The following is a 17,874-nucleotide window of genomic DNA, read 5'->3' as shown; positions in this document are numbered from 1 at the left end:
TAAAAACCCACACCAAATCAGTGTGGGTTTTTTTGTGCTCTAGTGGTTCGTTAAGTAAAGGCTCGAGCCGCAGCTAGACCACTTTGCACTGCCCCCTCAAGCACAGCGGGATAGGGGTTTTGCACCCAGTCACCTGCTAGCATCAGACCAGGCCATGGTGTATGAATGGTGGGACGATTCAGCTGGGGGTGAGCCACAAAGGTTGCTCGCTTTTCTGTAATCAGTTCGCTAGCCACTATGGGCGGCAAGGGAAAAACGGATTGCTGCTGAATTTGCTGCACAATAGCTGCAGTAATTGCTTCTTTGCTGTGGCCCTGTAAGCGGTTGGCATAACTAATCGTCACGGCAATTACATTGCCTAAGTCGCTGCCAGTTAGAGCAGCATGATTGAACACCCATTGTCCAGCTTCTAGCCCGTGTAAATCCTCTTCAAGCATAAGCATAGGATGTGGATTTTCCCAAGCATATTGGGGAAGCAAATACAAAGTAGCGATAGGGTTAAAGCAAAATGCCGATATGGACTCTACAAACTCGATGTATTGTTTGCCCGAATCGAGCTTTTGTAGGAGTTGATAACAAGAGGGCGAGTTTGTTGCCACAATAACGCCATCTAGGTGTTGGCCATTTATTGCATAACTGTTTGCTGTTATTTCTATGGATCTGACAATGCTGCCCGTGTGTACTTGGGCATGTTGTAGTGCGCGTTTAGCCCAAAGATTTCCCATAGCGCGCAAGGGAATCAGCATTTGGGTGGCTGCTCGGGGCCCCCCTAAACTGTCCCGCAAGACATTGGCAAAAAGTTGGGCGCACGCTTTTTCAATGGGGGTGTTGAGGGCAGCAATACAAAGGGGGTGCCAGAGTTTTTGTACAAGCACTTCAGGTTGCTGCGTTTGTTGTAAAAGCGTATTGACCGTTTGGCCTTGGGGTACACGCCAACGGTGAGTACCTAAGTAACGATATAACTTTACTAAGGCCAAGCGATCTTTAAATGCTAAACCTTTGGCCTTAAATAAAGGACCAAGCAAATGAAAAGGGGCGGGCAGTGGTGCAGTCTTAAAGCGAAAGAGTTGATCAGCGCTATAAATATCTAAATCAAAACGATAAAAATGATCATCTGGATTAAGCCCTAGCTCTTGCATGAGGGCTAGGGTTGAGGCATAAGCACCCAATAAAAGATGCTGCCCATTATCCACTACTTGACCTAGTCGTTTTGAGTCATGATTGCGCGCTCGGCCTCCGATCTCGTGAGCGGCCTCAAACACTACTGCTTCATGGCCGTCTTTGTGCAATTGCCATGCAGCTGCGGCACCTGCCCAGCCTGCGCCAATAATACCTATGCGCATTGTTTAAGACGGCGTAAAAGCGATTTGCCTCCAGTGACCCACGTTTTCCATGCTAACCAAAACTTACGGATAGGAGTTAATGAGGTGCGTTTGTCTAGGACTTCCCAACGATCTGCTGCAATTTCCTCAAGCAAGGCAAAATAAATGGCTGCCATAAGTAAACCGGGACGCTGGCTACGACGATCGGCTTCGGGAAGGGCTTCAGCGGCTTCTTTATAGAGACCATAGGCTCGTTGCGTTTGAAATTGCATTAGGGCTTCAAATCGGTCGCTATGTTGTGAGTCCAAAATCTCATTAGGGCGTACATTAAAGCGAGCTAAGTCCTCTAGAGGTAAATAAATGCGACCACGACGTGCATCGTCACCCACGTCGCGAATGATATTCGTTAATTGAAATGCTAACCCCAGTTTTGTGGCATAGTCGCTTGTGGCTTCGGTAGTTTGACCAAAGATTTTGGCGGATAAAATGCCCACTACACTGGCTACATGCCAACAATAGCGTTTTAAGTCTTCCCAGCTTTGGTAACGCACTTCATCCAAATCCATTTCCATGCCATCAATGACCGCAAGCAGCTCGGTGATTTTTAAATCGTAGACATGAATATGAGGCGCTAGTGCTTTCATCACGGGGTGAGTCGCGTCTTTGGGGTTGTGATAGAGCGCATGTACTTGGTCGCGCCACCATACTAGCTTCATACGCGCTACTGAGGACTCTAGGGTTTCATCGACCACGTCATCCACCTCGCGACAGAAAGCATATAAGGCGGTGATGGCTTTGCGACGCTCGGGAGCTAAGAATAAAAAAGCATAATAAAAGCTAGAGCCGCTTTGGGCTGCCTTGTCTTGGCAGTATTCATCAGGTGTCATCGTAGTTTATGGTTAAATTGAGTGGTCAAAAGACGTAGGCCTAAGCGCATCCAGTCTGCTTTAGCTAATTGGGGGCGATGGTTGAACACATCGTAATCAACCTCGTCCAAACGCTCAAGAATACGTAAGCCACCTAAAATAATGAGTCGTAATTCAAGACCAATTCGTCCTGGCAAGCGGGCAGCAAGTGGCATGCCACTTATTAGTAATTGTCGTGCGTGCTCGACTTGTTGTTGCATCATACGCAGCCAGTTTTTATTGTCTGTCACGGAGGTGGGTTTGTGAGCGCATCGATCCGCTATATACGTTTCGCTGAGTTCAAACTGGGTTAATGTCTCTGTAGGTATATAGACTCGATCCTTTTCCCAGTCAATGGCAATGTCTTGCCAGAAATTAGTCAGTTGTAAACCAGTACAAATCGCATCAGACATCACTAGACTATCTGAACGTTGCTCGTTATATAAATGTAAGAGAATGCGACCTACAGGGTTGGCCGAATGAGTGCAATAATAATAAAGCGCCTCGTAATCAGCATGACGTTTCACGGTTACATCCTGCTCAAATGCAGTAAGCAAGTCGCTGAATAAAGAAATGGGTAGCTGCTGTTCAACAATAACAGGAGCCAACGGAGCAAAAATAGCAAAACGCGCATCGGTAGGCTCTAGTTGGAGTTGGCCTGCGGCAATGTGTTGTAACGCTTCGCGGTAGCCTTGAAGTTGCTCTAAGCGCCAGCTAGGGCTATGGTTGCCTTCATCCGCAATATCATCAGCACTACGTGAAAACCAATAAATATGTTGAATAGGGCGACGCAGCCGTCTAGGCAATAGCCATGAGGCGACAGGGAAATTTTCATAATGATCGACTGACATAGCTGCAAGTATAAAGCACCATTGCGTAAACGGATTAATCTACGCTTAAATGAGGCATTATATAGGTAGTCTTTAGCCGTTTTTACTTTTAGGTTTTTTCATGCCCCGACCCATACGTGTTCAGGTTTCTATTCCTGCTTTGCGTCATAACTTAACACAAATCCGTACTGCACTAGCGCATCAGGTCCAGCCGTTACAGCGCGCTACGCCATCCATTTGGGCGGTGATAAAAGCCAATGCCTATGGCCATGGTATTGATCAAGCTGTACAAGGCTTTGCGGCCGCAGATGGCTTGGCTATGTTGGATATTAACGAGGTGGTGCGCTGTCGTGAGCTAGGTTGGACCAAACCGCTCATGTTGCTCGAGGGCTTTTTTTGTGCTGATGATTTGGCTAGTGTTGATAAGCACCGGATCACTACTGTTATTCATAGTTTTGAACAGCTCGAACTTTTAGAACGTCAAGCCGCACAGTTGCAGCATCCACTAGACGTAATGGTAAAGCTCAATACAGGGATGAATCGTTTGGGCTTTGCTCCCGAGCAATTCAATTCCGCTTATCAACGTTTGTTGTTTTTGCAGGAACAAGGCAGGGTTCGCCACCTAGGCAAGATGACCCATTTTGCCCGGGCCGATGATGATCCGAGCATTACCTATCAACAGTTACAATGCTTTATCCAGTATACGTCGCAGCTACCGGGGCGAATCAGTGTGTGTAACTCAGCAGGTACATTAACAGCCAGCTTGCAGCAGCATTTACCAGCCCAGTTTGAGCAATGGGTGCGTCCAGGTATTTGCTTATATGGGGCTTCGCCTTTTACTGCTGTGTCAGCGCAAAGTCTAGGTCTACTTCCTGCTCAAACCTTGCGTGCGGAAATTATTAGCGTCCGAGAGCTAGCAGCCCATCAAGGGGTAGGCTATGGGCACAGCTTTATTAGCTCGCAGCCCATGCGTCTTGGGGTTGTGGCGTGTGGTTATGCCGATGGCTATCCACGTCATGCCCCATCTGGAACGCCTGTATGGGTCCAGGGGCAGCCCACACAATTGGTTGGGCGTGTCTCTATGGATATGTTAATGGTGGACTTGACCTCAATTCCACAAGCTCGAGTGGGTTCTGAGGTAGTGTTATGGGGCCAAGATGGGCCTTCAGTGGATGAGGTGGCTTTGGCTGCTGGCACCATTGGCTATGAGTTATTATGTGCGGTTGCGCCACGCGTGCCACGTGTAGTGCTTGAAAAGTAGGAATGCAAATGAAAAATAAATGTGTATTAGTAACCGGAGCCACCAAAGGTATCGGTTGGGCCATTAGCCAACACCTAGCAGATCTAGGGGCCCATGTGGTTGGTTTAGCGCGCAATACCCAAGACATCGACTTTCCAGGGTACTTATATGCCTGTGATTTAGCTAACGCTGGTGAAAGTGAAGAGGTCTTGCGCATGCTACGTGAAAAATACCCCGTTGATGCGGTGGTGAACAACGTAGGTTCTGTGATGCCGCAGCCACTAGGCGAGGTCGATCTGAATGTGTTGTATCAGGTATTTGATTTAAATGTACGAGCAGCCGTGCAGGTGGCTCAAACATTTATTCCTTCCATGAAGGCCAGACAAGAAGGGCGCATTATTAATATTTCCAGTCGAGCGGCTCATGGGGCGTATGATCGCACCAGCTATGCGGCTGCAAAAAGTGCGTTACTTGGCTGTACTAATACCTGGGCGCTCGAACTGGCACCTTACGGAATCACTGTGAACGCGATTTCACCAGGTGCTACCGAGACCGCGCTTTTTAGACAAAACTGTCCCGAGCGCAGCGAAGACGAAATGCGTCTTTTAAAAAGTATCCCTATGGGGCGTTTTGCTCAAACCGAGGAAATTGCAGCGGCAGTGGCTTTTTTACTGAGTGATGTGGCTGGGTATATTACCGGACAAGAGCTTATTATTGATGGTGGTAGCAGCCTAACTGGGCGATAACAGCATGGCAACTCGAAAAACCAGTAAAAAAGCCAAAACGGCATATGTATGCTCCGAATGTGGTGCTGATAGCCCACGTTGGGAAGGGCGCTGTTCTCAATGTCAGCAGTGGAATACGATGCAAGAAGTCGTGGTAGAGCCTGCGGCCAGCGGCAGCGTTAGCAATCGCTATCAGTCTTTAGGCGGGGCCAGCCCAGTACAAAGCCTGGCTGATGTTCAAGCGCGCGAGCTACCCCGTCAACCAACCGGTTTGTCAGAGCTAGATCGCGCTTTAGGGGGCGGTTTGGTAGATGGCGGCGTTATCTTAATTGGGGGGGATCCAGGCGTAGGGAAATCAACCTTACTGTTGCAAGCCATGTCTGCATTAGCACAGGTGGTGCCCGTTTTATATGTGACCGGCGAGGAATCCGCTGAGCAGGTAGCTTTGCGGGCACGACGCTTAGACTTGCCTACTCAGGGCGTAGATTTACTGGCCGAGATTCAGCTAGAGCACATCACACAAACGTTGCTCGAGCGTAAGCCCAAGATCGCAGTCATTGACTCTATTCAAACGCTTTACTCGGCGCAATTAACGGCAGCCCCAGGCTCTGTATCACAGGTCCGAGAGTGCGCAGCTCAACTCACGCGCCTCGCCAAACAACATGGTATTGCTATAGTGTTAATTGGGCATGTTACTAAAGACGGGTCCTTAGCCGGGCCTCGCGTCTTAGAGCATATTGTGGATACGGTCTTGTATTTTGAGGGTGATCCTCAATCGTCGTATCGGTTGATTCGTGCCTTTAAAAACCGTTTTGGTGCTGTGAATGAGCTAGGTGTGTTTGCTATGACCGACAAAGGGCTGCGAGGGGTAACCAACCCTTCCGCTTTGTTTTTGTCCAGACATCAGCAGCAGGTGGCTGGATCGTGTGTGATGGCGACCCAAGAGGGTACACGTCCTTTGCTAGTAGAAATTCAAGCGCTGGTCGATACGGCGCATGTGCCCAATCCGCGCCGCTTATCTGTTGGCTTAGAGGGCGCGCGCTTATCCATGTTATTGGCGGTAATGAACCGTCACGCGGGTATTGTTACCTATGATCAAGACGTGTTTGTGAATGCCGTCGGGGGGGTACGTATTACCGAGCCTGCTTCCGACTTGGCTGTATTGTTGGCTATTATGTCGTCACTAAACAATAAACCTTTACCTAAAGGTTTAGTGGTGTTTGGGGAGGTAGGTTTGGCTGGGGAAATTCGTCCTGCGCCCCGAGGTCAAGAGCGTTTGCGTGAAGCGGCAAAGCTAGGGTTTTCCATCGCTCTTATACCCAAGGCTAATGCACCCAAGCAGCCTATTGAGGGCCTTGAGGTGTGGGCCGTAGAGCGTATCGAAGAAGCAGTGGATTACTTACGCTCCAAATAATGACAAAATCAATCACAACCCAAACCTTAATTACGCAGGGCATCCGTTTTAATACGGCCGTAGTGTCACAGCCATCAGCCTGCTTATTCGATCCCTGTAACCCTCATCTAAGTGCGCAGCCTGTCACACAAGGGGGGCGCAATGCGGCCTGGTTTGTGCTGGTAGAGGGAACGCCAGCCGTGCTTAGGCACTACAAGCGGGGCGGCCTTATCGCAAAAATCATCCGCTCTAGTTATTTTTGGTTGGGCACTGAACGTACACGCTCCTGGGCGGAATACGATGTTTTGTTGCATTTGTACAACGCAGGGGTGGCAGTTCCCATGCCTATTGCTGCACAGTGGAAAAAGCACTTAGGGCGCTATAAAGCCGCCATACTGGTGGCTCGTCTCCCTCGGGCTTTACCTATAGCGCATCAGCTTGAAAAAACTGCGCCAAAAAGCGTTGCCTTTGCAGTTAAACAAATGCATGATGCCGGTGTATGGCATGCGGATTTAAACGTTTTTAATATTCTTAACGATGACAACGACCGCATTCATCTGATTGATTTTGACCGGGCGCGCCGGCTTACTGTTGTGGATAGCAAACAGCGTCTAAATAACTTGTTGCGTCTACGTCGCTCCTTGATTAAAGTGCGGGGCGATACAGGGCTGCAATGGTATGAGCAGTTTTATCAGGCTTATCAACAACTCTCTGAAGCCTAGTCCTATTTTGTGCGTTTAATGAAACGCCAACTCGCCTTTTGGTTTTCCATGTTTTATTTAAAGGGGTTCACTATTATGAACTTCGGCTTAGCCAAACAAATTTTTGTGGGGGCGGCTCTTACTGCTGCTTTTTCTGCAACTCAGGCGCAGGAAAACGTTGTTAACGTTTATAACTGGGCGGAATACACAGCACCTGATACTATTTCTGGCTTTGAAAAAGCCACGGGCATCAAAGCGCGCTATGACACCTTTGATAGCAATGACACCTTGCAAGCCAAACTCTTAACGGGTAAATCGGGCTATGACGTTGTTGTGCCCTCAACGCATTACGCCGCTCGTCAAATTGAGGGTGGGCTCTTTCAAAAGCTGGATAAATCCAAAATCCCAAACTGGGAACACCTTGATCCTGACATCATGGCTATTTTGGCCGAGGTTGATCCGGGCAACGACTATCTTATCCCTTGGGGCTATGGCACCAATGGTTTAGGTTTTAACGTAACTCGCGCTAAGGAAATCTTAGGTGAGGACGTTGAGCTAGGTAATTGGGATCTTTTGTTCAAGCCTGAAAACGCAGAGAAAATGAAAGCATGTGGTATTTCCATGCTAGATGAAGCGGCTCAAGTTTTTCCTGCGGTATTGCATTACTTAGGTAAAGACCCCAACAGCTCTAACCCCGATGACTACAAAGAGGCGTTAGAGCTATTAAAAAGTATTCGTCCGTATATTCGTCAATTCAGTTCATCGGGCTATATCGATGAGCTAGCGGCTGGTGATTTATGTATGGTGTACGGTTTTTCTGGCGATGTAATGATTTCCGCTTACCGAGCCAAACAAGCCAAAAAAGACTATACGATTGACTATTACATTCCTGCCGGTGGGGCCCCCGCGTGGTTTGATACGATGGCTATCCCCAAAGGAGCTGCCCACGTCGATGCTGCACATACGTTTATTAATTACATTGAAACACCTGAAGTGCATGCGGCAATCACCAACACCATGTTCTTCCCTAATGCAAACATGTCTGCACGAGAGTTTGTTATGCCAGAGGTGGCAAATAATCCTATGATTTATCCGCCCGCAGATGTGGCGAAAACATTATATGTGATTAAACCCCAGCCGCTTGCTATTCAGCGTTTACAAACACGCATGTGGTCAGAACTCAAATCAGGTCGTTAATTCTTAGCTACTCTACGATTTAAGGGTAAGTCAATGGTTGAAAATCGTTCGGGTGCCTCCTCTTGGGCGGGGGTAGAAGATGAATTCGTTCGCGTAGAAAATGTGGTTAAGATTTTCGGGGATACGGTCGCGGTAAAATCGGTTGACCTTTCCGTGCGTCGTCATGAGTTCTTCGCGTTGTTAGGTAGTTCGGGGTCAGGTAAGTCGACGTTATTACGTATGCTGGCGGGTTTTGAGGAAGCCACATCTGGTCGAATTTACTTAGACAACGAAGACATAACAGATCTGCCTCCTTATAAACGACCCATTAATATGATGTTCCAGTCCTATGCCTTGTTTCCGCATATGACGGTAGAGGCCAATGTGGCTTTTGGTCTCAAGCAAGAAGGGGTGGCAGCGAACGAGATTCACGAGCGCGTGTTTGAAGCGCTCGACCTAGTTCAAATGGCAGGCTTTGCGCGTCGCAAGCCCAATCAGCTTTCAGGTGGACAACAGCAGCGGGTCGCTTTAGCTCGTAGTTTAGTGAAGCGTCCCAAGCTTTTGCTGCTAGACGAGCCTATGTCAGCACTAGACAAGCAAATTCGCCAAAAAACGCAAGTGGAATTAGTGAAGATTCTTGAGCAAGTCGGGGTGACATGCATTATGGTCACTCACGACCAAGAGGAAGCCATGACGATGGCGGATCGAATTGCGGTCATGACGGGCGGCCAGATTGTTCAGCTTGGTACCCCTTACGATGTGTATGCCTTCCCTAACTCCCGCTTCGTTGCCAGCTTTATCGGTTCTACTAACCTATTTACAGGTGAAATTGTAGTAGATGAGTCGGACCGAGTTGAAATTCATAGCGAAGAATTACCAGTTAATTTATTAGTAGACCACGGCGTGAGTGAACCACTTGGTATGGAGGTGCATGTGTCAATACGACCTGAAGAAATCCAGGTTAGCCGCGTGCAGCCTAGCCAAGAAAAAAACTGGGCCAGAGGAGAAGTCACACATGTGGCTTGGATGGGTAGCTATGTGCGTTATCAAATACGATTAGACAGTGGCATGCTGATGGAAGCCAATGTGCCCAGTATGATGCTAACTCAAGCTGATGCGCCCGAGGTCGAAGATGAAGTGTATGTGTCTTGGTCTGCTGACAGTGCAACGGTGCTAGCCTCATGAAAAAGTTCAAGCTAACTCATTTAAAACCATCGGGGCGCAGTCTAATTATTGCTGCCCCGTTTGCTTGGTTATTGGTGTTTTTGTTTATTCCGTTTTTACTGGTTTTTAAAATCAGTTTTGCGGATTTGCAATTTGGTGTACCACCCTATACGCCTTTAATTGATTATAGCGATGAGACCTTAAACTTGGTGATGCATCTGCGTGGCTATATTTTATTGGTTAGCGATAACTTGTATTTAGCTACGTATATCAGCTCTGTCAAAATGGCGCTCATCACAACCCTATGTTGTGTGCTCATTGGCTACCCCATGGCGTATTACATTGCTCGGTCAAACCCTGCAACACGTAACTTGCTGTTATTGGCTGTGATTTTGCCTTTTTGGACCTCGTTGTTGTTACGGGTTTATGCTTGGGTAGGTATTTTGCGTAACGATGGCATATTAAACTCTATTTTATTATGGCTGGGTGTAGTAGATGCCCCTTTAGAAATCTATCGCACAGACTTGGCTGTTTATATTGGCTTGGTTTATGCGTACTTACCTTTTTTCATCTTGCCGTTGTATGCCAGCTTGGTGAAGTTAGATACGCGTTTGCTCGAAGCCGCTTACGACTTAGGGGCCAGACCATTCACGGCATTTAGGCAAATCACCTTGCCCTTATCCATGCCTGGTGTGATATCAGGAGCTATGTTGGTTTTTATTCCAGCAGTAGGAGAGTATGTGGTACCTGAAATGCTTGGTGGTGCCAACACACTTATGATGGGGCGTGTTATGTGGAATGAGTTCTTCAATAATGCCGACTGGCCTATGGCAGCTGCGGTTACCTGCGTAATGGTGGTGCTGTTAATTGTGCCCTTGATCTTTTTCCAATACAGTCAGGTGAAGCACCTGCATGCAGATAAAAAGAAGGGGTAAAAACAATGAAAACGAATCCGTATTGGCGTGTACTTAGCCTAACGGTAGGTTTTGGTTTTCTGTACCTACCCATTGTGTTCTTGGTGGTGTTTTCTTTTAACGACTCAGCCATAATGACGTCTTGGTCGGGCTTTTCTTTGCGTTGGTATCAGTCATTGTTCAATGACCAAGCTTTGTTAAATGCGGCCAAGCTCTCTTTTTTAATTGCTGCGCTCACGGCAACGGCGGCAGTCGCATTGGGCACATGGGCAGCATACGTGTTGTCGCGTATGGGCAAGTTCAAAGGCTTTACGCTTTATGTGGGCATGTTAAGCGCACCCTTAGTCATTCCCGAGGTGGTTTTAGGCATCTCGTTATTGCTAATGTTTGTGGAAATGTCCAAGTTGTTTGGCTGGCCTGATGGCAATGGTATTTTCACTATTTGGGTGGGGCATGTGGTATTGTGCGTTGCCTATGTGGCCGTTGTTATCCAAGCTCGAATTCGCGATTTTGATAAATCGCTTGAAGAGGCCGCCTTGGACTTAGGAGCAACCCCCATCAAGGTATTTTTTAGCATTACTCTGCCGTTAATTATGCCTGCGCTGATGGCAGCCTGGTTATTAGCATTTACCTTGTCATTAGACGATGTAGTGATTGCGTCGTTTTTATCTGGGCCGGGCTATACCACTTTGCCTGTAGAAGTGTTTTCTAGGGTGCGGCTTGGGTTAAAACCAGAGATTAATGCACTAGCGACTTTGTTTATTTTTGTGATTGGTTTGTTTGTTATTTTGGCTAGCCGCTTACAAAAAAAGGACTATTAACTTTTTTATACAGCCGTGTAAAGCGGCTGTTTTTTATTATGGTTACGATTTTTGGTTTAAAAAATTGCAGTACATGTAAAAATGCTCTCAAGTGGCTGACTGAGCATCAGGTGCAGCACACGTTTATTGATTATCGAGATCACCCCATTAAGGCGGCAGACTTAAAAGCCTGGGCGCAAGAGCTCGGTGGCTGGCCCAAGCTAGTTAATCGAGCCTCGCCCACTTGGCGTAACCTGCCAGAAACAAGTAAATCTCCAGAAAGTGATGAGGATTGGCTACAATTAATTGCTGAATACCCCACTTTAGTTCGTCGCCCTGTCACAGTGGATGCGCACAGTGTCACTGTAGGCTTTAAGGCCGACGCTTACGCACAGCGTTTTGCTTAAATGATTATGTACTCTCAAGACCAGTTAAAACAACATGCCGCCACGGCAGCGGTGGACTACGTGCTGCCAACACTGACTACTGAAACAATATTAGGCATAGGAACCGGCTCTACGGTTGATATTTTTATTGATACTCTCGCTCAACACAAGCATTTATTCAAGGCGGCCGTGTCAAGCTCAGAACGCTCTACTTTACGTTTACAGCAGCACGGCATCAAGGTGCTCGACCTGAATCAAGTTTCGTCTATGGATTGGTATATTGATGGGGCCGATGAAATTAATCATCAGCTTCATATGACCAAAGGCGGTGGTGGTGCCCTAACGCGCGAGAAAATTGTGGCATCCGTAGCCAAAGGGTTCTTGTGTATTGTCGATGAAAGCAAGGTGGTGGATCAGCTAGGTGCATTTCCTTTACCCATCGAGGTGATTCCTATGGCTCGTCGTGTTGTCACCACACGTCTTGAGGCTCTTGGTGGTCGCGTTGTATGGCGCGAAGGTTTTGTTACTGATAACGGTAACAGTATTTTGGATGTGCATGGTCTGCAGATTGCCTCACCTGCACAGCTGGAGGCCCAGATTAATAATATCCCTGGCGTTGTGTGCTGTGGTTTGTTTGCTATCACTGGTGCTTCAGTTGCATTAGTGGCGGGGCAAACGGGTGTCACTACGTTGTCATAATGCCGTAGTATAGTAGTATTAGCGTCCATTTATGGTGATCTTTTGCGTTTACGTTGGTTCTTATGATTGAACATACAAATAAGCAGTTTCATACCGAGCTCGAGGCCACTCGTTCCCTCTTTTTACAAATGGGGGGTGTGGTTGAATCTATGGTTGAGCAAGCCATGGAAGCTTTATTTAGTGGAGACCTTCAACTTGTTGATCAGGTGCGAGAACGTGAAAAAGAGGTCAATAGCTTAGAGGTCGAAATTGACGAGCGTATTACTTATATTATTGCTCGCAATCAACCTACAGCTATTGATTTACGCACGTTATTATCCATTTCTAAAATGCTGACCGACCTAGAACGGTGTGGGGATGAGGCCGAGCGCATCGCAAAGATGGTACGCCGTTTGCACGAGGCAGACTCCGGTTACGAGCCTGTGGTTGAGCTACGCCACATGAGCAACTCAGTGGTTAGCATGATTAATCAGGCCCTAGATGCATTTGCTCGACAAGATATGGTCGTAGCCGCTGACGTAGTGCGTAAAGACAAAGACGTGGACAAAGAATGGAAAGGTTCATTGCGTCATGTTATTACCTATATGATCGAAGACCCCCGTACTATTTCTCGTTCTATTGACCTGATTTTTATTGCTCGTGCCCTAGAGCGCATGGGAGACCATGCAAAAAATATGGCCGAGCGAGTTATCTACATGGTGCTTGGGGATGACGTAAGACATACCGGCATGAAAAACACAGTCCGTACAGCACTAGGTAAAGATGTGAATTTTGACGAATAATCGTTAAACTTTGTAAAAAAAAGCCTGATATATTTATCAGGCTTTTTTTATTTTTTAAGAAGTGTTAACAAGTAGTTAATTAATGTGATTTTTATAATGGCTTTTGTCTTGTGCATGAGAGAATCCTTTTTTTTAGACATTATATTAAAAGAGGGAAATCATGCAGAGTCAAAAAATTGCTATCCTAAGCAAAAATGCTGTTTTGGTATCTAATTGTATGGTTTCTTTAAAAGGGATAACTTATAAGTATTTATATTTTCATGATCTAAGTGATTTAGAATTAGTTGCTTCTAAATATGATATTTCTTTATTAATAATAGATGCTTCTTCTCTGGATGACGAGTTAGCTTTTATTAAAAAAATTAATAAATTAATTATTCCCTTAGTTGAAGATGTTATAGCTATTGTAGAAAACTGCTCAGTAAATAAAAAGTTATATTTTAATATTGGCGTAAGTGCATGCATCACTGTGGCTAATGTTATATCCGAACTTGGGCTGGTGGCGATGGAGCTTATTGGTGAGCAGACTCAAATAGAGCAAGCAGTGTCGCAGATAGAGCTGCCTATAGATACATCTGGACTGCTAAATTTAAACCATAAAAATATCATTAATAAAACATTATCATTTTTACAAAAAAACTTAGCTAAAGTAAAAAGTATAGACGATTTAATTATGGCTATTAAAGAAAATGAATCGTCTATAAATTTAGCTTTTTTAGATGGTTTTGGTAAGACGTTTTCTGAGTTTATGCGCTGGTACAGAATAGAGAAATCTAAAAACATGCTTTTAAAAACAAAATACACAATAAATAAAATAGCAAAAAATGTAGGCTATTCATCTGCACCTAATTTCTCTACGGCATTTAAAGCGCAAGAAGGCTTAACTCCAAGTCAATATCGCTCAATGCACCGCTCTAAAAAAGATTGATGTAAATAGGTGACGAGTTCATCGACTAGAAAGTTAAAAAGTATCAAGAAGTCGTTTGTTTTTTTTTATATCAAACGTTTTTTGTGTTTTTGATACTTTTCTCAGTAACGTAAAGATACGCTTTTCATTAGTTTGAATTGATTATTGAGGAGCGGATGTGAATAGAACTTATCGCAGTATTTACAATGAGCGAACAGGAACTTTTGTTGCTGTCGCGGAGCACAGTAAAGCTCGTGGCAAAAAAAGCTCAAGTCAAAAGAAAATAGCTGGCGCGGCAGCATTAAGTCTTTCTCTGCTAACAAGCGGGGTCGCTTTTGCAGACATTGTGCTAAATGAGGCTGAGAATAAGATTGAGTTTACTCAAGTCGGTGGCATCATTGATTTTGGCGGCCAAGGCCAAATTCAAGGCTTAGCACAACTATCTATAAGTGGTGATTTGAACGCTAACCAAATTTTGGTAAACGCGGAAATGCCCTTAACAAGTACAAGTAAATATGTAGTAACAGGTGGGCAACTTTACCAAACGAATGAAAACGTAGCTCAGCTAGATCAAAACTTGACACAAACGAGTCAAAGCTTAGCGCAAACGGTAGATCGTCTTGCGCAAACTGACACGGATTTAAACCAGCTGGCAGATCAAGTTGACCAGCATCACTCTCAGTTATCGGATCACTCAACTCAGTTATCTGGTCATGAAACCCTATTAACTCAACAAGCCACTAATATTCAATCTATAGAAACGGCGCTGTCTGAGGCAGGTATTGATGGAGATAATCCTGGCTTAAAGTATTTCCGAGCGAATTCACAGGCTGCTGATGCCCAAGCGTTAGGAGCAGAATCTATAGCAATCGGACCGCAAGCCAAGGCAGAAGGTGGTGCAAGCGTAGCGTTAGGGGCTGAGGCAGAGGCTCAAGGGGAGGCCTCGATTGCAGTCGGAGAGGCGGCTAAAGCGCAAAGTAAGAATAGTTCAGCCTTCGGTTCAGGTGCAACCGTAGATGGGCAGTTTGCAGAAAATTCTATTGCTATAGGTCAGCAAGCTAAAGTGACTGGCAGCTCAGAGAATGCGCTAGCCATTGGTAGTGCTGCACAAGCTCAGGGCCCGGCTGCATTGGCGATAGGTCATGAGGCTAGTGCTCAAAGCAATAGTAGTCTTGCCTTGGGTACAGGGGCTACCGCATCTGCTGTTAATACGGTTGCTTTAGGTGCAGGAGCCAGCGCTGAGGCAGATGGTAACGTAGCCATAGGTTTAGCAGCTGGGAAGGGCTCTAATTTGGGTCCGATCACTCCCGGTTTAGATCGAACCAACCAAGTTATGATTGGAACGCGAGCAGGACAAAACATTGAAGGCAATCAAAACACCGCTATTGGTTTTGAGGCAGGTAATAACACCACTAGTAATTACTTTGTTGCTATTGGTAATCAAGCAGGACAGGGGCTAACAGGAAATGAAAATATTTCTATTGGTCATCAAGCTAATAAACATGCAATAGGAACCACGATTGAGCACGCAGTAAGTATTGGCTCGAAGACAGAAGCAGGAAGTTTTTCTGTGGTGTTGGGTGAGCAAGCTAAAGCGACCTCAAGCAATACGGTTGCAATTGGTCAGCAGACAAAGGTTTCAGGTGCTTATGGCGTAGCCTTAGGGGCTCAAGCCCAAGCTATTGGGGGCAGCGTTGCTTTAGGGGCGAGATCGGTGGCTACGACCTCTTCTGGACGTGGCTTTTTAACTGACTTTAATACTGGATTAAATAACATCAGTGTAGTTTCGTTGGGGCAGGCGGGACAAGAACGACGACTAACGCACGTTGCGGCAGGATCCTTAGATACAGATGGCGTCAACGTTAGCCAACTCAGAGCTGCTCAGAGTAATCTCGCCGATTTATTAGGCGATGGAATCATGGACGCAAACGGAAAAATTACTGGTTTTAAGATAGGTGATGATACGTATCAGTCAGTAGCTCAGGTAATAGGTGAGTTAAGTTCCGGGGGATTAACTCCACAGCTGCCTGCTGGTGCAGTGATGTATACCGCAGATTCGACTGCTGCCAGTTCAAAGGTAAGTTTGCAGGGTGCAGAAGGTACAGTTATTAGTAATTTGGCTATGGCTGCGAATCCTGATGATAAAGATGCAGTAAATGTGGCCTATTTAAATCAGCAGTTAAGTGAAAATCAAGTTCACTACATAAGTGTGAACTCACAGGAAGCCACCAATAGAAACAATAATGAAGCTAATGGTCTAAATTCAATAGCTATTGGGCCAGACACAGTCACCTCAAGCAATGCAGAGTCTAGCGTAGCAATAGGTCATGCAGCTTTGGCCGCTGACTTAGCAGCACAGAGCGTGGTGTTAGGAGCCTCTGTAACTGCAGATCAGCAGCGTTCTGTAGTGATTGGGGTGAATAGTCATACCTATGGAAGTAGCAATATAGCTATTGGTGATGATGCACACAGTCATGGTGCGAATTCTATTGTTATTGGACAGCAAGCAAAAGTTGACCCTAAGTTGCCTGGCGGTGATTCGGATAATGGTATTGCTTTGGGTACAAAAGCTAAAGTCTCAGCAGAGAGCGGAACAGCAATAGGACATGATGCGACGGCTTCTGCACTTCAAGCGTCTGCCTTGGGGTTTGAGGCGTATGCGAAAGGCGAACGTTCGTCTGCAATAGGTAGTCAAGCTCAGGCGAGCGGTGTAGACAGCTTTGCACAAGGTACTTTAAGTGCTGCCTCAGCTCAAAATAGTCAAGCGCAAGGGACTGAAGCTCGCGCTACGGCAACAGATGGTATTGCTATAGGTACCAATGCAGTATCAGGCATGCTTAATCCTGACCCCAGCCAGCAAATTAACAACATCAATACGATAGCTGTAGGGAAATTGGCTAATGCATCATTTAAAAATGCAATAGCCACAGGAACTCAAGCTCAAGCGACTCATGAAAATGCCATTGCCTCCGGATTTCAAGCCGAGGCGACAGCGGACAATGCCATGGCGCTAGGTGCTAACGCTAAAGCAGCTCATGAGCGTGCGGTTGCATTAGGAGATGGTGCGCAAACCAGTGCTGCCGTGAGCACAATGGGTGCAACAATTGATAAAAAAGACTATGTGTATGCAGGTCAAAAGCCTATTGCCACAGTTAGCGTGGGGTCGGCGGGTAATGAGCGAACCATTACACATGTAGCTGCTGGGCGCGTTTCTGCTACAAGCACCGATGCGATCAATGGTAGCCAGCTTTATGGCGCGCACGTCGCAATTAATGATTTAGGTGATGACCTTGATACCGCAGGTCAGAGTGTTGCAGATGCATTAGGGGGTGGCTCTAGCTACGATCCCAACACTCATAGAGTAACGGCAAATTTGAATGTACAAGGTAATACTTATACCACTGTTAATGAAGCAATTAACTATGCTGCTCAGGGCTGGTCGTTAACTGCTCAGGGGGCGGCGGGTGCAGAAGCTATTAAACCGGGTGGAACTGCTAATTTCAGTTCTGGGAAAAATATAGTTGTTGAACGCACAGGAAATACGATCACCTATAAAACAGCCGATGATGTTGAGTTTAATCAGGTGAGTGTGGACAACAGCATCACCATTGGTAACGACGTCAATAACCAAACCGTGATCAATCAGGGCAGCGTCAATACTACTAACCTAACGGTTACCGGTGAAACCCAGCTAGGCGATCACTTCAATGTGACCAACCAGGGCGATGTACATTACGACGGTCCGATTACGGCTGATACACATATTGTGAATAAAGAGTATGTGGATACGGCTGGTGATGCGTTGGTTGCTAAGGGTATGCAGTTTGTGGGTAACGATGGGCAAGTCATCCATAAAGACCTAGGCGAAACCTTGGGTATCGTGGGCGGGCTAGCTGCGGGTGCAGCGGCATCTTCTGCCAATATCACCAC

Annotated in this window: 16 protein-coding genes; 13 read left to right on the top strand and 3 right to left on the bottom strand. The window is 46.3% G+C overall.

The window, feature by feature from the left end; genetic code table 11:
* Window positions 1–50: 50 nt before the first annotated feature.
* The 3 genes from hpnE to hpnC are packed head-to-tail and all read right to left on the bottom strand — an operon-like array spanning window position 51 to window position 3,078.
* Entirely contained in the window at window positions 51–1,343 is a 1,293-nt protein-coding gene (gene hpnE / locus ACBP46_RS09960) for a hydroxysqualene dehydroxylase HpnE (RefSeq protein WP_371016590.1), read from the bottom strand.
* Window positions 1,334–2,209 carry a presqualene diphosphate synthase HpnD gene (gene hpnD / locus ACBP46_RS09955; protein ID WP_371016589.1) on the bottom strand — a complete coding sequence of 292 codons (876 nt, stop codon included), beginning with the start codon at window positions 2,207–2,209 and terminating at the stop codon, window positions 1,334–1,336. The genes hpnE and hpnD overlap by 10 nt, the downstream gene beginning before the upstream one ends.
* The gene (gene hpnC, locus ACBP46_RS09950) at window positions 2,206–3,078 is read right to left on the bottom strand and encodes a squalene synthase HpnC (protein ID WP_371016588.1); all 873 of its coding nucleotides are present in this window, start codon (window positions 3,076–3,078) and stop codon (window positions 2,206–2,208) included. Before hpnC ends, hpnD begins: the two co-directional genes overlap by 4 nt.
* A gap of 100 nt (window positions 3,079–3,178) precedes the next feature.
* Here hpnC and alr point away from each other — a divergent pair, with 100 nt between their 5' ends.
* From alr to ACBP46_RS09885, 13 genes are all read left to right on the top strand, one after another.
* A complete protein-coding gene (gene alr / locus ACBP46_RS09945; protein ID WP_371016587.1) occupies window positions 3,179–4,318 on the top strand; it encodes an alanine racemase in 1,140 nt (379 codons plus the stop codon).
* An 8-nt stretch (window positions 4,319–4,326) separates the two neighbouring features.
* Window positions 4,327–5,043, top strand: a complete 717-nt coding sequence (locus ACBP46_RS09940; protein ID WP_371016586.1) for an SDR family oxidoreductase — start codon at window positions 4,327–4,329, stop codon at window positions 5,041–5,043.
* A gap of 4 nt (window positions 5,044–5,047) precedes the next feature.
* Window positions 5,048–6,436: a DNA repair protein RadA gene (gene radA / locus ACBP46_RS09935; protein ID WP_371016585.1), complete on the top strand. Its 1,389-nt coding sequence runs from the start codon at window positions 5,048–5,050 to the stop codon at window positions 6,434–6,436.
* Window positions 6,436–7,137: a 3-deoxy-D-manno-octulosonic acid kinase gene (locus tag ACBP46_RS09930; RefSeq protein WP_371016584.1), complete on the top strand. Its 702-nt coding sequence runs from the start codon at window positions 6,436–6,438 to the stop codon at window positions 7,135–7,137. The genes radA and ACBP46_RS09930 overlap by 1 nt, the downstream gene beginning before the upstream one ends.
* Before the next feature lie 75 nt (window positions 7,138–7,212).
* Complete coding sequence (locus ACBP46_RS09925; protein WP_371016791.1) at window positions 7,213–8,313, top strand: polyamine ABC transporter substrate-binding protein; 1,101 nt, start codon at window positions 7,213–7,215, stop codon at window positions 8,311–8,313.
* Window positions 8,314–8,346: 33 nt separating this feature from the next.
* Entirely contained in the window at window positions 8,347–9,477 is a 1,131-nt protein-coding gene (locus ACBP46_RS09920) for an ABC transporter ATP-binding protein (protein ID WP_371016583.1), read from the top strand.
* The gene (locus ACBP46_RS09915; RefSeq protein ID WP_371016582.1) at window positions 9,474–10,391 is read left to right on the top strand and encodes an ABC transporter permease subunit; all 918 of its coding nucleotides are present in this window, start codon (window positions 9,474–9,476) and stop codon (window positions 10,389–10,391) included. Before ACBP46_RS09920 ends, ACBP46_RS09915 begins: the two co-directional genes overlap by 4 nt.
* Window positions 10,392–10,396: 5 nt before the next feature.
* The gene (locus ACBP46_RS09910) at window positions 10,397–11,191 is read left to right on the top strand and encodes an ABC transporter permease subunit (protein ID WP_371016581.1); all 795 of its coding nucleotides are present in this window, start codon (window positions 10,397–10,399) and stop codon (window positions 11,189–11,191) included.
* A 38-nt stretch (window positions 11,192–11,229) separates the two neighbouring features.
* Complete coding sequence (locus tag ACBP46_RS09905) at window positions 11,230–11,577, top strand: arsenate reductase family protein (RefSeq protein ID WP_371016580.1); 348 nt, start codon at window positions 11,230–11,232, stop codon at window positions 11,575–11,577.
* A 6-nt stretch (window positions 11,578–11,583) separates the two neighbouring features.
* A complete protein-coding gene (rpiA, locus tag ACBP46_RS09900; protein WP_371016790.1) occupies window positions 11,584–12,255 on the top strand; it encodes a ribose-5-phosphate isomerase RpiA in 672 nt (223 codons plus the stop codon).
* A gap of 62 nt (window positions 12,256–12,317) precedes the next feature.
* Complete coding sequence (phoU, locus tag ACBP46_RS09895; protein WP_371016579.1) at window positions 12,318–13,037, top strand: phosphate signaling complex protein PhoU; 720 nt, start codon at window positions 12,318–12,320, stop codon at window positions 13,035–13,037.
* Window positions 13,038–13,197: 160 nt separating this feature from the next.
* Window positions 13,198–13,965, top strand: coding sequence for a helix-turn-helix domain-containing protein (locus ACBP46_RS09890; RefSeq protein WP_371016578.1), 768 nt, complete (start codon window positions 13,198–13,200; stop codon window positions 13,963–13,965).
* A gap of 157 nt (window positions 13,966–14,122) precedes the next feature.
* Window positions 14,123–17,874: ESPR-type extended signal peptide-containing protein (locus ACBP46_RS09885; RefSeq protein ID WP_371016577.1), on the top strand; the 3,752-nt coding region annotated here is incomplete at its 3' end.

Origin of the sequence: Paenalcaligenes hominis, from assembly GCF_041359055.1 — a bacterium.
Taxonomy (GTDB): domain Bacteria; phylum Pseudomonadota; class Gammaproteobacteria; order Burkholderiales; family Burkholderiaceae_B; genus Paenalcaligenes; species Paenalcaligenes hominis_A.
This window is presented reverse-complemented; position numbering and strand designations above follow the sequence as displayed.

What these genes read in the sequence shown, in the direction of transcription:
- ACBP46_RS09910 (WP_371016581.1), top strand. Translation starts at nt 10,397, where the DNA reads ATGAAAACGAATCCGTATTGGCGTGTACTTAGCCTAACGGTAGGTTTT.
- ACBP46_RS09890 (WP_371016578.1), top strand. Translation starts at nt 13,198, where the DNA reads ATGCAGAGTCAAAAAATTGCTATCCTAAGCAAAAATGCTGTTTTGGTA.
- hpnC (WP_371016588.1), bottom strand. Translation starts at nt 3,078, where the DNA reads ATGTCAGTCGATCATTATGAAAATTTCCCTGTCGCCTCATGGCTATTG.
- hpnD (WP_371016589.1), bottom strand. Translation starts at nt 2,209, where the DNA reads ATGACACCTGATGAATACTGCCAAGACAAGGCAGCCCAAAGCGGCTCT.
- ACBP46_RS09915 (WP_371016582.1), top strand. Translation starts at nt 9,474, where the DNA reads ATGAAAAAGTTCAAGCTAACTCATTTAAAACCATCGGGGCGCAGTCTA.
- alr (WP_371016587.1), top strand. Translation starts at nt 3,179, where the DNA reads ATGCCCCGACCCATACGTGTTCAGGTTTCTATTCCTGCTTTGCGTCAT.
- ACBP46_RS09940 (WP_371016586.1), top strand. Translation starts at nt 4,327, where the DNA reads ATGAAAAATAAATGTGTATTAGTAACCGGAGCCACCAAAGGTATCGGT.
- radA (WP_371016585.1), top strand. Translation starts at nt 5,048, where the DNA reads ATGGCAACTCGAAAAACCAGTAAAAAAGCCAAAACGGCATATGTATGC.
- ACBP46_RS09920 (WP_371016583.1), top strand. Translation starts at nt 8,347, where the DNA reads ATGGTTGAAAATCGTTCGGGTGCCTCCTCTTGGGCGGGGGTAGAAGAT.
- rpiA (WP_371016790.1), top strand. Translation starts at nt 11,584, where the DNA reads ATGTACTCTCAAGACCAGTTAAAACAACATGCCGCCACGGCAGCGGTG.
- ACBP46_RS09905 (WP_371016580.1), top strand. Translation starts at nt 11,230, where the DNA reads ATGGTTACGATTTTTGGTTTAAAAAATTGCAGTACATGTAAAAATGCT.
- hpnE (WP_371016590.1), bottom strand. Translation starts at nt 1,343, where the DNA reads ATGCGCATAGGTATTATTGGCGCAGGCTGGGCAGGTGCCGCAGCTGCA.
- phoU (WP_371016579.1), top strand. Translation starts at nt 12,318, where the DNA reads ATGATTGAACATACAAATAAGCAGTTTCATACCGAGCTCGAGGCCACT.
- ACBP46_RS09925 (WP_371016791.1), top strand. Translation starts at nt 7,213, where the DNA reads ATGAACTTCGGCTTAGCCAAACAAATTTTTGTGGGGGCGGCTCTTACT.
- ACBP46_RS09930 (WP_371016584.1), top strand. Translation starts at nt 6,436, where the DNA reads ATGACAAAATCAATCACAACCCAAACCTTAATTACGCAGGGCATCCGT.